10 protein-coding genes are annotated in these 14,209 nt (G+C 63.8%); 1 reads left to right on the top strand and 9 read right to left on the bottom strand.

What is annotated here, in order from left to right:
* Positions 1-201: 201 nt before the first annotated feature.
* Positions 202-471 (top strand): PAAR domain-containing protein, encoded by a 270-nt coding sequence (locus DOM41_RS11935; protein ID WP_110687090.1) that lies wholly within the window; start codon positions 202-204, stop codon positions 469-471.
* On the opposite strand, the gene DOM41_RS11930 is transcribed toward DOM41_RS11935, so the two are convergent.
* The 9 genes from DOM41_RS11930 to tssJ form a co-directional block, all read right to left on the bottom strand.
* Positions 462-1,583, bottom strand: coding sequence for a hypothetical protein (locus DOM41_RS11930; protein ID WP_110687089.1), 1,122 nt, complete (start codon positions 1,581-1,583; stop codon positions 462-464). The two genes, DOM41_RS11935 and DOM41_RS11930, sit on opposite strands and share 10 nt — an antisense overlap.
* 2 nt (positions 1,584-1,585) lie before the next feature.
* Complete coding sequence (gene tssA, locus DOM41_RS11925; RefSeq protein WP_110687088.1) at positions 1,586-2,698, bottom strand: type VI secretion system protein TssA; 1,113 nt, start codon at positions 2,696-2,698, stop codon at positions 1,586-1,588.
* A 304-nt stretch (positions 2,699-3,002) separates the two neighbouring features.
* Entirely contained in the window at positions 3,003-3,533 is a 531-nt protein-coding gene (locus DOM41_RS11920; RefSeq protein WP_110687087.1) for an Hcp family type VI secretion system effector, read from the bottom strand.
* A 444-nt stretch (positions 3,534-3,977) separates the two neighbouring features.
* Positions 3,978-6,467, bottom strand: coding sequence for a type VI secretion system membrane subunit TssM (gene tssM / locus DOM41_RS11915; RefSeq protein WP_110687086.1), 2,490 nt, complete (start codon positions 6,465-6,467; stop codon positions 3,978-3,980).
* A 35-nt stretch (positions 6,468-6,502) separates the two neighbouring features.
* Entirely contained in the window at positions 6,503-7,420 is a 918-nt protein-coding gene (gene tagF, locus DOM41_RS11910) for a type VI secretion system-associated protein TagF (protein WP_110687085.1), read from the bottom strand.
* Positions 7,421-7,456: 36 nt separating this feature from the next.
* The gene (locus DOM41_RS11905) at positions 7,457-11,425 is read right to left on the bottom strand and encodes a type VI secretion protein IcmF/TssM N-terminal domain-containing protein (protein ID WP_110687084.1); all 3,969 of its coding nucleotides are present in this window, start codon (positions 11,423-11,425) and stop codon (positions 7,457-7,459) included.
* 14 nt (positions 11,426-11,439) lie between these two features.
* Positions 11,440-12,156, bottom strand: coding sequence for a type IVB secretion system protein IcmH/DotU (gene icmH, locus DOM41_RS11900; protein ID WP_110687083.1), 717 nt, complete (start codon positions 12,154-12,156; stop codon positions 11,440-11,442).
* Positions 12,153-13,499 carry a type VI secretion system baseplate subunit TssK gene (tssK, locus tag DOM41_RS11895; RefSeq protein ID WP_110687082.1) on the bottom strand — a complete coding sequence of 449 codons (1,347 nt, stop codon included), beginning with the start codon at positions 13,497-13,499 and terminating at the stop codon, positions 12,153-12,155. Before tssK ends, icmH begins: the two co-directional genes overlap by 4 nt.
* Before the next feature lie 134 nt (positions 13,500-13,633).
* Positions 13,634-14,179 (bottom strand): type VI secretion system lipoprotein TssJ, encoded by a 546-nt coding sequence (gene tssJ / locus DOM41_RS11890; RefSeq protein ID WP_110687081.1) that lies wholly within the window; start codon positions 14,177-14,179, stop codon positions 13,634-13,636.
* Between the last annotated feature and the right edge of the window lie 30 nt (positions 14,180-14,209).

Here is a 14,209-nt window from a genome sequence, read left to right as displayed (position 1 = left end):
CTCGAGCGTCAGCAGGCGCTGCGACTGCGACAGGTCGATGTCGAAGGTGTCGAGTAGGGTATCGATGCTCTCTGCCATATCGGCCTCGTGGTGGCTCGCCGCCTCGCCGCTTGTGCTCGTTCGACGACGATGGCTAAATTAACGCCAGCTAAGGCGCCCGCTTCGCGGGAGTTACACTTTCTGCCACAGGAATTCGAATCGATGAAAGGGATCGTTGTACTCGGCGACGCCACCAGTCATGGGGGCAAGGTCATCACGGCTCAGAGCAGCTACCTCATCGACGGCAAGCCCGTTGCCTGCGTAGGAGACAAGGTGACCTGTCCCCAGGACGGTCACGGGGGTACGACGACGATCGTCGAAGGCCACCCGACCATGAAGATCAATGGCAAACCTGTCGCCCTTCACGGTCACAAGACCGCCTGCGGCGCCTCTCTGATGTCTTCCAACAATGGCAACAGCGGTCACGAGTGACCGGTCGTGCCGCTCACTGCCCAGGCCAGAGTCTCGGTTTCCGAGCCAATTCCCAGCACCACGGCGCTCTCCTCCAGCGCCAGTGGGGCGATCGCCAACACCAGCATCAGCGGAACCAGAGCATCACCAGGCCAGCCGCAGAAACCGTCCACTGCGACGCCGTCATCGATAGCATCGAGCTCGGGCCAGCGCTCGATGATTGCGCCGCCAAGCTCAACCGCCCGCCCCTTGAGTCCCATGCTGTCGACGACCAACCCCGAGGGCGCCGACGCCGCATCAGCCTCCGGCCACAACCGCTCGAGTACCCCCTGAAGCGCCTGGCGCTTGTCATGGTCCCTCCGCCCCGCTCGCGCACCGTGCGTTTCTGCAAGCCCCCGCGCGAGAAGCCACCCTTCTTCGGGGTTATCGCGCTCCGGCAATAGTCGCTCCATCAACAGTGCAGCGACCGCTTCTCCAGGGTAGAGCCCGGCGCCGCGTGAAGATTGCGCCAGCAGCCCCCGACGGGCGAGAGACGTAACGCCCTCCTGGGTGAGCAGAGAGTCAGCACTGATCCAGAGCACGTAGTCCATGCCACCACCTGTGCCGACGGCCGTCGCCGCGTGAGGGTCGCCCAACGGAGACTGGTGACGGATATCACTCAACCACTCACCGAACTGGGTCTCCTTGATCGCGTCTCTGACCCGCTCCAGGATGAACGACGCCGCGTCGGCGGAACGCAACGGCAGCTCCAGCACGACGTCGAACGCACTCTCTTCGGGTATCCCCTCCAGCAGCATCAACGCTTCGATGAGGATCGTCTCCACCAGCTCGTGGAGACGCGCTGCCTTGACTTCCAGCCTCGACAGGCGCGGCTCGCTGAGCGGCATGACATCGCCGACGGCGTGAACCAGGAGCCGGTAGCCGTCACTGCCGTAAAGCGTCTCGGAGAGTGCCGGTGTATCCGCATCAGGCACCGACCCTCGACCGACGAACCCTGCCGGGGTCAGGGCCACGCCATCGATGAGTCGAAGCGTCTCGGTGTCATAGTCGCTTCGAACCGACGACGCCGGTTCCGGCGCATCGGCAATGGACTGACGACGATGCAGTTGATCGAAGATGGAGGCGCGGGACATGGTCAGTAATCGTCATCCCTGGACTGGGTGCCCAGGGTGTCGCGGATGTTGTCGATGACCCCGTGATCCTTGATCACGTCCTTGAGCCACTCTTCCAGCGGCATGCGGCCCCACTTCACGGCGCGCTCGACCAGATAAGGGACCGGGCTGTGCGGCTCGTGCTCCTTGAAGTAGCGAGCGACGTGATTGAGCATCTCGAAGGCTTCGTCACGGCTTCTGGGCTTGGTGCGAAGTTCTCCGCTTGGCGCGGCGGCAGGCGGCGTGAAGCTGGGTTCGACACGTCCCGGCGACTCGGCTTCCGCCTCGGCGATCGCTGCGGCCTCCTCCTCGACGCCGAGACCGGCGCCGCGCTCGCGAAGCAGCTTCTCGGTCAGGTCGCGGCACTGGACGAGCGTCGACTCGAGCGGGGAGAAACTGGGTGCATCGCGCCCGATACGCTGATCGCCGACTTCACGCAGATGCGCAAGCGCCACCAGCGCGGCGGCGATGGCCGCATGCCGGGCCTGCAGGAAGTCGGTACTGCTGAGCACCACCGAGCGCTGAAAGACCTCGTCATTGATCTTGCCCTCGGCGAGCGCGCGATCCATCGCATCCGGATCGTTGCGCGCCTGATTCTCCACCTGCCGGGATTCGTCGTAATCCGCCAGGCTGTAACCATCGCCGGCGACCAGTGGCAACATCCTGGTCACCCCGCTCAGCGTGTCGCCAAGCCAGGTAAGCCGGGCGATACGCTCGTCCATATCGTCTTCGTCGAGCTCGGGGTAGAGCCCTTCCCAGTACTCGTCGAGTAGCCGTGCGCATAGAGAGACGCCAAACCGCACGCCCTCGAATCCCTCGCGATGTGCCAGCCCTTCGGTCAGCCAGGCGACGAGCTGAAGATCCTTGCTCTGCTCGGCCAATGCCTGACTCGCGAGCTGAATCACCTGCCCCCAGTCGGACTGCTTGAGGTCTGTTTGCCACTCCCCCTGCGGTAGGTAGGTGGGATCGGCGCGCCGGGCTTCCTTGATCTCGTCGAAGAGGACAGAAAACGTCAGGTCTTCGCCGCTACCGGCATGGCTACCGCCCTCGATGGGCGCGAGAAGCGCATCGAGAGAAAGATCGCCGAGTTGTTCCATCTTGCCGTCCTCGTGAGCTTGTCGGCTGCGCCGGGCCTCAGCGGTGCCCGGTCGTCGGCCTGGTCGGTGGCGAGTCGTTCGATTCACGCGGAGAGACTGTGGGCAATCTCTCCGGGTCAATCGACGGGATGTCGTGACAATCAACCGAGCGCAGGGGCAATCGACGCGACGTTCCGGTCAATCAACGCAATACGCCCGGGCAACCTCGAAGACGAAGTCACCGGGCGTAGGCGCTGGCAGCCCCGCAGGCGCGAGGCCGGGGACTGCCGACCCGCCGCGACGCATCGCGGCGGAGAGCAACGATTTAGGCGTAAACCTTGTTGCGCGTGCGGTCCCAGCCACCAGCGACGTTGCCGCCACCCTGACCATCGGTGCGCTTCTGCTGGGTGTAGGTAATCTTGATGCGGGCGTAGTTGAACTTGACGGTCTCGAACGGCAGATCGTGACGATCTTCGCTGTCGTCCTGTTCAAACCCGGTGGAGACGGAGGTGCCTTCCATCTCGGTGGAAGAGACGATGACTTCTTCCATGCGGACTTCCATGTAGCGAACCTTGTCGCCACCAGCACGGTTGACGTGGAGTACCACTTCCTTGATGTGCTGGCCCTTGCAGCAGGATTCGAACAGTTTGGCGGAAGCCTTGTCGACGAATTTACGGACGCGGAATTCGCTCAGATTCACGCGCTCGGCGGAGGCGCCACCGGCGGAGCTCGCGGTTGCCGAGGTTGCTTGGCTAGCGCCGAAATCGAAGCTTTTCAGTTCGATCCAGTCGCGGTGCTTGTCATCCAGGCTCTCGCCGGGGACGCCATCGATTTTGAGATACGCATCAAATGCCATTGTTCTCACTGCTCCTAAGTTTTACTCGGGGTAGGTCAGGCTTTCGCCCCCTCTCACCACCGGGGTGGCAGGGACATCGCCCGGCCAGCTGGATGTCGACGCCGTTGACGACGACTGAATTCACTGCACCGCAACCCGCTGATTCAGATAGGCCTTGCGGCAGGCTCGGCCAGGATGCTCGACCGATTAACGGCAATGAACGACTGGCCTCGCTGTACGATATCGACACGTTCTCTGTCGCCGATTTCCTACAAATGAATCGCTGTTTTCTTATGTTTTCCGAAGTATTCAAAACCACACAAAACTCCGGTCAACCGAATTATATCGGCGCCTTTTCAACTTTAAAGGCGCCAATACATTTAACTACATTTTATATATTTCGTTACATTATCACCCACCCAAACCTAAGCGGCCTTAAGACATTTGGCCGCTCTAGGCCAGGCTTTACTGCTTGCGTACCTCGATCTCGACTCGCCGATTGGGTGCCAGACAGTCGATCAGTTCGGCTCGGGGCTGGTCCTGATCGCAAGTCACCAGGGGCCTGTCACTGCCCGCGCCCTTGGCATCGATGAGGCCAGCGGGCACCCCCTTGCCGACCAGGTACTGACGAACCGTCGTCGCCCGCTGCAGCGAGAGTCGCCGGTTCGTCTGCTCGTTACCGATGGGGTCGGCGTGTCCCGTAATGACGATCTGGCCCAGATCCTGGGTATTGAGCAGCCGCTGGGCCAAGGCATCGAGCTCACGCTGACCGGCCTGCTGAAGGCCGGCGTAGTCACCTCGGCCGAACGCGAAGAGCGTGTCGGACTCGAGCACGATCGTCTGCGCGCTGGTCAGCGTTTGTTCCAGCAGGCTGTCGATGTAATTGCGACTGCTGGAGACGAGAAAGGCATTCGATGAGAGTCGCGGTACATCGGGCTCATGAATCTGCCGGCTGTAGAAATCGACCTGCCGGCCGGCGTAACGGTAGTCCGCCTGCTCATCGTCGATCGCCGCGCCGGTGTCGTCGGCAATCGCCGGATACCAGAACGCCGGCAGTTGACGGCGTAACAGCGCGCTGTCGATCTCGTCACGCTCGACGTCAGCCAGCATCAGGTAGGTATCGAGGGTCGAGCGGCCGAACTCCGCAAGCGAGTCGGCACTGTTGTCGCGGGGTCGAGCAAAAGGCGCCACGGTCTCGGGCCCTTCCACCGCCGTGAGTTCGTCAGTGTTGCGACGGTAGACGTCGATCGTGGTCAGCGAAAAGAGCGAGCGGGTCAGGTTCTGCTCCACGGGCTCCAGCATCACCGGCCGCAACTGATCGAAATAGCGCTCACGCAGCGCCGGCTCGACGGCATCACCCTGGTAGAGCCCCCAGCGCATCGTCCACGGCACGCCACCCTCGTGCCGCCGGGCATCATAGTGGCTCGCCCACTCGCGCAATCCGTCGAGTTGGCGCCAGTCGGCGTACTGCCCCCCGTCGTCGGCGTCGGCGTCCTGCGCCTGCGCAAGCTGGGTCGCAATGGCGTCGATCTCGGCGTGGTTGCGCGTCGCCGAGGTAATCCAGAGAGTACACAACACCGCCCCGACGAGACCGGCTGCGAGCGTCCAGCGCCATTTTCGCCGGCGGCCCTGAACGTCGCTGGCGTAGAGGGCGGCCAGGTGACGATCGGCGATGATCACCTGCTTGAAGAGATTGCCGATGAAGAAGGGACTTCGGGTGCGCTCGGCGCTCAATGCCTCCGGCTTTGCCAGTGCGAAGTGGCGCCCGACCCTCGCGGCGTGCTCGCCTTCGATGGCGTCGCCTTCCTGCAGCGCACTGACGAAGTAGAAGCCACGCAGCAGCGGCGCGCTCTGGTAGGGGTTGGCGTTGGTCAGCGCCTGTACGAAGCGCGACAACGGCTCACGCAGCGCGGCCAACTCCAGCGGGAACCGAAAGGCCGCCACCTCCCTGCGCGTATCCACGATGTCGCGCTCGACGATCTCCTCGTCGCCGGCCTGCAACCAGTGCTGGCAGAGGCGCTGCAGCGCGTCGTCGAAACGCGCCCCCCAGTCAACGTCCTTGGGCTGTTGATGGGCGAAAGTGTGACCCAGCACGTCGCTCTGCCGCTTGGGATCGAGCCGGTCGAAGAACGTAGTGAAGCCTTCGATCAGATCGCACTTGGTGAACACCAGATAGATCGGCAGTCGCGCTTCGAGATGGTCCCGCGCTTCCTGTATGCGCTCGCGCAGGCGGCGTGCCAGGTTATTACGCTCGGTATCGCTGGCCTGGATCACATCGCTGATATTGACCGCAACGATCAGCCCGTTGAGGGGACAGCGGCGCCGGTGCTGCTTCAATAGCGCGAGGAAGCCCTTCCACTTGCCCGCCTCTTCTTCGCTGTTCATGTAGCGCCCGGCGGTATCCAGCAGGATCGCGTCAGAGCTGAAGAACCAGTCGCAATGGCGGGTGCCCCCCATACCCGCCACCCGCGCGTTTTCACGCTCGGCGAACGGGAAGTTGAGCCCCGACTGGTAGACCATGGTGCTCTTCCCCGCCGCCGGCTGGCCGACGATCATGTACCACGGCAGCGCGTAGAGCGCGTCCTGACCCCGCTTGCCCTTCCCCTTGCCGCTCGTCTTGAGGCGCTCGATCGTCTTGAGCAGACGCTCACGCAGCAGGCTGATCTCCTCGCGGTCCTGTGGACTGGCATCCAGCACGGCCGCGTCGGCGTCGTCGACCAGCAAATGCTCGAGGTTGCGCTTCTGGCCGACCCCGCGATACAGCAGCAGCACATAGAAAGCCGACACCAGCAGAAACGCGACGATCCCCGCAAGCAGACTCGCCAGCGAGGAGAAACCCAGCGCGACGCCGACTCGCCAGACCACAAAGATGGCCGCGAAGAAGATGAGCCCCAGAATGTAGGGCTGGTATTTGAAGAAGGCGTACTTCAGATAGGCAAATTTCAAACGTTTCATCGGTGCAGCCCACTCGAATGGGGCCGGTCGGCGCCCTACAGGCGCAGAAACCGGGCCATGAAGTCATCCAGACTCAGTTGGGTATCGGGCAGCGCCAGGCTCCCCGGATGTGGCTCGTCATCGGCGAAGGCCGACAACACGTCAATGCAGTGGCGTCGATCATCGAGATTCGAGAGCACCTCATAGAACCGTTCGGCGCTCTGTCGCGCTGGCATCAGCAGCAGTCGAGGCCGCATGAAGTCGTCGATCAGCAGGCTCATCACTGGCGTCCCCGTGGGGCAGGCGCTGCCCAGCCACTGCTGCCAGAGATCCGCGACCGGCCGTTTCAGCCCGCGCTCTGCCGGCAGCGGCAGCACCACCGCTTGAAGACCACCGGCGCGCCACTGCGATAGCGCGTAGTGCAGCCGATGGAGGGCGCCACCGCTGATGAATTCCGGCCAGCCCCACTCGAGCGCCCCGGCGACATCATCGAAGCTGTAATCGGCGAGAAAACGCGCGTGAATACGCCGATAGAGCTCAAGATCCTGTTCGTTGAGCGCCCGAACCTCCGTCAGCGCCGCCACGGGATCGATCGGTGTCGCGCCGTGCACGGCATCCTTCAATATCTCCCGCGCCCGACCGGCGAAGACCTCCGCCAACGTATGCAGAAACGAGACGGACACCTCTCCTCGACCGGCCTGCCATCTGAGGGCCTGGAAGAGAAAAAAGGGGTACCGGCGGCCGGAGGCATCCGCCGAGCTGATCATCGCCCCCACGACATCGCTGCCGTCACTGGCGCGGTAGTTGAAGAAGCAGACCGGCAGCGCGTCGAACCTCGCCTGCCAGTCGTCGCGCTCGATGAAGGTCAGCAGCCCGCTCTGAAACCAGTGGTCGAGTTCCTGAATGGCATCGCCGGTGGCGTTGAGGCCGACGAAATCCGCTTTCGTCGGAATCTTGCCGAAGCAGCCGATCATCGAGCCTCTCCTCTCATCCCTCGCTCACCCACGCCATCAACGCGCCATCTCCGGGATACGCAGCGACTTGATTCGCTGGAGGTCGGAAATCTTGACGCCGCCGAAGTTGCGCACGTCGAAGCTCACCGTCCCCATGATGGTTCGCCAGCTGAAGCGCTGCCGGGCCGAGTCGATGGCGTCGATGTGAGCGCTCTCGATCATGCGCAGGAAACCCCAGCGGTTGGGATAGTCGAAGACCGTATGGCGCTGCCCCGCGCGATTGACGATATCCAGGCGCGCGCCGAATGCCTCGCCATCTCCCGGCCAGGTCAGCCGTTCCCAGGACTGAGTATTGTTGCGATAGCGAAGCCGCTGACCGTCGATGGTGAGGATGATGTCGGTAATGCCGGGCGTGGGATTCATCTGCAGCTCGAATCCGTTTTGTAGATCCGACAGGCTGTCGATCACTCGGCCGAGCGCGGTGGCATCATCGATGCTTTCGAGCATGCGGGGATCGACCATCGGCGAGCGCTGACCGCTGCCGGAACCGGCGAGATCGCCGATCTCTTCGCTGCGGAACTGCGAAAGCACGCCGCTATCGGGGTCGATGAAGTACTCCATGTCCCGCACCGAGGCTTCGTTGACGGAGTCGCTCACGGGATAGCGACCGGCGATCATCTGCCCCCAGGGCGACACGATCTTGTCATCCCACGCCGCGTTGAGCTGATCCCGCGCCGGGCCGTTGAGTGCCTGCCAGGTATCATCGATCGGCGTTGCGAACAGCGGCTCCAGCGACTGCACCAGCGGCGTGCGGGACGTATCGACCCTCGAGGCGACGAAGTTACGCAGCGTGTTGATCTCGGTGGACTGGCCGGCGAGCGTCGCGGTAATCAGCGCCTTGCTGGCACGACCGACCTCCTGGGCACTGCGTACATTGTCGACGCGCACCTTCAACTGGCGCAGATCGAGCAGGTACTGGTTCAGCACCGAATTGTCGCTACCGGTAGCGTCATCTGCGGAGAGCATCCGCGTGACCGGACGGAAATGGCGTGCCAGTAGTCCATCGTTGAGCCGCGGCAGCGATGCCAGGTCGACGCTCGGCCCTTCACCGTTTTCGCCGCCGAACACGCTCATCACCCGTCCCCAGAAGCTACGGTCCTGCGCCGCACCACTGGCTTCGCCTTCGTCCTGCTGCGCCTTGGGGTCGTCCCAGGTGGTGTTGTCGGCCACGGCCGTCAGCACCTGGCGCAGCGGTGACGCCTGCAGATCGCTGAGCTGCGACAGCTGCACGCTGGCCTGATCCAGATCATCGAAATTCGAGACTCGGGTATTATCGAGAAAACGCTCCCAGGCGACGGCGTAATCACGCTTATAGCGCGCCATCAGCTGGCTGACGAAGCGCGCCTTGGACTGCACCGCATCGTCGACACTTTCATCATCCAGCACCCAGTCCGTTTCGCGCTCGAGGTCGCCGGAGACCGTCTTGATGATCGCCGGACGCAGGTAGGACTCCCATACCTCACGGGTATAGAACGCGGGCACCGAGCGACTGGTGTAGAAGAGCCGTCCCGGCATGTCCGGTGCCATCCGCGACAGCGTCAGCGGATCGAATCGCTTCTCGACCTCCAGCTGATAGCGCAGATATTCGCGGTCGACCAGGCTCGAGTCGATCAGGAAGGCATTGAGTCGCGCTCGGCTGTCGTCGATCAATGTCTCGTCTCGAGACAGGGCCGGCGCACTCCCCTCCTGCAGGTAGTGCACGTAGAGCGCGGCGTTGTCGACGATGCTGTCGCGATCGCGGGTCGCGCCCTGCCGCGCCGCCTCGTCGGCCCAAAGTCGCGGCAGCGCCGAAGCGACGAAGTCGCCCTGATCGGCATGACTCTCGGGATCGGTCAGGATGAGATAGAGCTTGAGCGAGGAGTAGCTCTCGATGAGCTGCTCAACGTCTTCCTGGCTCAGACGGGTCAGCATCTCCTCGGAGAGGGACGGTCCCTGCTCGCCGGAGAGCGTGAGTGTCGACGCGTCGCCGTCGCTATCGCCCACCGCACTGCCGAGTTGACTGGTGCGGTTGCGAAGCCCCTCCTCGAGCTCGGTCTGCGCGCTGCTGCGCGCGCTGTACCAGGCATCCCGCGCGCTATCGGTCGTTCTCGAAGTGAGCTCACTGCGCGCTCGGCTGCTCAGCTCCGCCCCGCTGGTCGGGATGCTGCCCAGCGTCGGACGTGAGGTGGAGCGCTCCTCGGCGCGGGCCATGGCGTCTTCGCCAATCGAGCGGCCACGGTCAGCGACGTCGCCGACGGCATCGCCTCCGGCACTGGCCGCGTCTGCATCGCTCTCCGTCGCGGTGCCCTCCTGCGGCGTCTCCAGAGACTGCCCCGGGGTGCCGAATGCCTCAAGCGAACGCAGTTGGCGCGCGAGACGCCAGCCCAGCGGTTCGAGCACATCACTTTTGAACTTCGCGGCCCAGGCGGCCTTGAGCGGCGCGTGCAACGCGTCACCCTGGTAAAGCCCGAGGTCGAGCTTGAGCGGAACGCCGACCTCACGGTGACGCTCGAGCGTCGCCAGACGTTGCTCAAGCGCATCCAGCCCGTCCTGCGTGTCGCCGGCTGCGGCCTCGCTAAGATCGGCCTCGATCTGCTCCACCCACTGGTAATTGTTGTAGGCCGACCAGCCCTGAGCGGCTATCACTGCCAAGCCCGCAACGCCGACGGCACTGATCATCACGGTCGGCAGCGAGCGCCGATCCCCGTGCTGTGAGTAGTAGAGGCTTAGATTGCGGTCGGGAAAGATCACATCGCGGAAGGTGTCCGTGATGAAGTAGCTCTTCTCGCCGGCACGAGCCACGTCCCTCGTCGCCGGGCTCGACTCGAGGGCGAAGGCATCGCGTGTCTGCTCCTCGAGCAGATCCGGCAGGGTCGACCCGCTCTGCAGCGCGCTGGTGAAGTAGAGCCCGCGCAGGACTGGCGCGCGCTCCCCGTGCTGCTGGCTATCGAACAGCTCCAGAAAGTCACTGAGCACGCCGAAAAGCTCGGCAAAGTAGTCCGGGAAACGCAAAAGCTCACTGTCAGCCTGAGTTCCCTCCTCGACCATCCGGGCATCGACCCGCTCGCGCAGATCGGCGACCAGTCCCGGGAAGCGGGACTGAAATGCCTGGGTGACGCCCTTGCGCAGCTCGTCGAGGGAGAACGTCAGGCCCCACGGACGCTGGCGCTCTTCGGCTTCCAGGGTCTCGAACGCGCGGGTGAAACCGGGCAGCAGGTCCGCCTTGCTGAAGAAGAGGTAGACCGGCGGATGGGTACCGAGACAGGCACGGTATTCGGTGACACGGGCGACGAGCTGTTCGGCCAGCGCATGCGCCTCCTGGCGGGACTGCTCGAGCAGCTCGGGCAAGCTCACGACCAGCACCAGACCGTTGATCGCCGGCTTGCGCCGCTGCTTGCGCAGCGTCTTCAAAAAGTCGGCGAACTCGCTGGCCGGGCGGTCTTCCACCAGATAGCGCCCGGCGGTATCGATCATTACCGCCTCACGACTGAAGTACCAGTCGCAGTGCTGGGTACCGCTGACCGCAGACAGATTGCTGCCGCCGGCCATGGTCGCGGACAGCGACGAGCGAGTGAGCAGCGACGTCTTGCCGGAGGCGGCCATACCGATGACCAGGTACCACGGCAACTCGTAGAGCGACGCCTTGCCACCGTCGACGGCGCGGGCAGCGCGCTGCATCGCCATGGCGTGCTTGAGCCGTTCGCTGAGTACCTGGTAATCGCCGGGCTCGCTCTCGGCCGCCTCGCGGTGGACCTCGAGTTCGACGAGGTTCTCGATGTTGCGCTCGGCACGAATGCGGTGGTACTGACGCATCACCACGACGAACAGCCAGATGGCCGTCACCAGCGCCATGGCGATGAAGACCAGCTCGCGCTCAGCGGTCAGAAGCGGCAGAACGGTGACGCAGAGCGCAAGCCCTACCAGCCAGAGAACGATCGACAGCGGCCAGAACCCCTTGAGCGATCGAAGGAATCGTAAAAAACGCATGGTTCGCTCGCTCGTCAGTCTTGGGTATCGAATAGCGCGCGGATCTGTTCGATCAGCGCGTCGGTCTCGCTACCCAGCCACCAGCGCAGCCCGCCGTAGACGAGCAGACAGAGGACCAGGATCGCCAGCAGATAGACCCATAGCGGCACTTCGTAGCGCAGCAGCTGGCCCACCTGGTCAGGCAGCTTCCAGCTGTCGCCACTGCGGCTTTCCCGCGAGCGGTAGCGAGCAATGTCCTGCCCCAGGGTGTTGGCGATATAGCGAAGCTGGTCGCGGTTCTCGAGGCTGTACTTGCCCTCGAAACCGAGCGCCAGGCAGAGGTGATAGACCTCCAGCACGTCGAGATTGCCGCGCACGTCGCCTCTGAGCGTCTCGAGGCGGTCGTAGAAGCCCTCGCCGGCGAGGTGCACGCCGAAGTAACGGTACTGGAAGGGATGCAGCTCGACATGCTCGCGAATATTGCCGACGCCGCCCTTGAGCACGCTTTCATCGAGAAAGGCGCATAACGCGTACTGAGCGTCACGCACCGACTCCGCGCTGTAGTTCTCGGCTCGCGCTTTCTCTTCGAATTCGCGCAGCCATTGATCCACGCGCTCCAGAAAGCGCTCGACGCTCTCGGCCTGCTGGCCGCGGCGCACCATCAGCACCATGGAGATGAAGTCGCGAGCCAGGGTCTTGAGCGTCCGGGGCTCGGTGACGTCGGGAGACTGGACGAGGGCTTCGGTGGTCATTTCATTATCGCCATCAGTTCAATGCTGAGATTCTTGAATCCGCTCGGGACGTAGAACGCGATCGCCTGCGCATCCATCATTCGGTCGTAAACGCTGCCATGGGGCTCGAGGGCGAAGTAGTGGTTGTCCAGACGGACCGGAATCGCGCTCGGCAGGCGGGTCGCGTGGGTCAGCGTGCCGCCGGGCATGGCGGTGTTGACTACGACCTCGATGTCCTCGGGGGAGCCGACCTTGAACGCGCGCGGCACCAGCTCGAGGATCTGCGCCCCCGGCATGTCCGCGTGGACGCTGATGTAGAAATCGGCGTTCTTGAGCCGGGCGTCGTTGAGTCGCCCGACGTAGTAGGAGGAGCGCGTCTGTTCCAGCGGTATCGGGACGTACTGATTCGGGACCACGATCTCGAGCAGCTCCCGCACCACCGTTTCCAACGCCAGCAGTGCGCCTGCCGGCTCGCGGTGGTCGTACTCCGGAATGTCCGCCAGCCTGTGCGACATCGAGAACGTCATCAGACTCGCGGCCAGCTCCGCCAGAAAGCGGTAGAGCGACTCCGGGTGCAGCCGCGGATGCGACAGCATGTGTGCAAGCTCGGGATAAGCGCGGTTGATGGTGTAGAGCAGCCAGAAGAGGGTCACGTCGCTGGAGCCGAATTCCGCCACTTGGTCGGCACGCTCACGACGCCGCCCGGAGAGCGCATCGCTGCGGGCCTGGAGCATGCCGATCAGTCGGTTGGCGATGTTATAAGGCAGCGATACCGAGTCCAGGTGCAGCGACGGCGGCATGAAATGCTCGGCGTCGAGGCTGAACCCGCCCGCGGCATTGCGCTTGAGCAGCGCCACCGGACAGTGCGTGAAGCCGTCCAGGGTGTCGCCTTCCATCAGCAGGGTCGCATTGAGCTCCAGCGTACCCAGCTCGTTTTCGAGCGAGCCTTCGTTGAGATCCGATAGCGTCTCGAACGTCTGGACGTAACGCCGGTTACCGTGCCGCGCCGCATCGGGCGTGAGATAGCTTGCGACGCCGGGCTCGCGGGCCCGGAGGGCCGCATGGATGCGTATCTCGCCGTTGCGCGCCACGTCATCAAGGCGCCGCCCCGGCGGCAGCGGGTCGTGCTGCGGGGCATCGATCAGCGTGCCATCGGGAAAGATCAGTTTGAGTCGCGTTAGCTGCAGGACGCCCTGCTCGAGCGCGGCTTCGTCGAACGCGATCTTCTGAACGCCCCACTGAAACGGGCTCTGAGCCCGCCGGCTTTCGGCCAGCTGACGCTGGTGGTACTCATCCTGATACTGGAAATGCTGCGGCAGGAGGAACATGCCCTCCGACCACATGATGCGATTGTGTTTGCTCACGTCCCTGCCTCGCCCTTGTTCACTCAAGCTCGTGGTTCGCACGGCGGTGCGGCCCAGCGCTCCGCCCTACAGGCCTCATCGACAAGCAAAGGCCTGCGCACGGCGCGTGCGCCGTGCCTGTCGGCCGCCAGGTGTCACTGTTCCAGAAGGTTCTGCCCACGCTCGACGACAATGCGGTCCTCGACGAGTTCGAGCTTCACTCCCTCCGACGCGCTCAGCAGGCCGTCGTTACGCAGCTCGGTCGCCGCAAATAACGCCTGCCACTCGCCGCTGATCGTGTTGCGGAAGAACGCGGCAACCCCCACGAACTGCGTGGTGGGGTCGAGCGCGGCGACGTCGACCTTGTCCTCGCCCGGCAGTAGCGTTATTTCACGCTCCGACACCAGAGCATTGCCCAGCACGGCTTCACCCTCCCGCCAGAGCTGACGCGGCGACGCCGTCGTAAAGGCCGTGCGCTCGGTAAGCTGGTAGACCCTGACCACGACGGAGAGCGGCTCGCCGTCGGCCCCTGGATTGACCGACGCATCCGCATCGACAGTCACGCGAACGCGCTCCTTGTTGCCGAGCAAATCCCCGGCCCAGGTATCGTCGACGCGATTTCCCACGCGATCCGCCACGCCGCACCCGGCAAGCGCGACGATCAGCAACCCGATTCCCAGTCTGCATAGAGACGCGATCATTGCCGTGCCTATCACTTTTTTAATGGAAGC

The sequence above is a fragment of the Salinicola aestuarinus genome (genome assembly GCF_003206645.1).
Classification (GTDB): Bacteria; Pseudomonadota; Gammaproteobacteria; order Pseudomonadales; family Halomonadaceae; genus Salinicola; species Salinicola aestuarinus.
The sequence above is the reverse complement of the archived record's forward strand: the minus strand, read 5'-3'. Positions and strand labels throughout refer to the sequence as shown.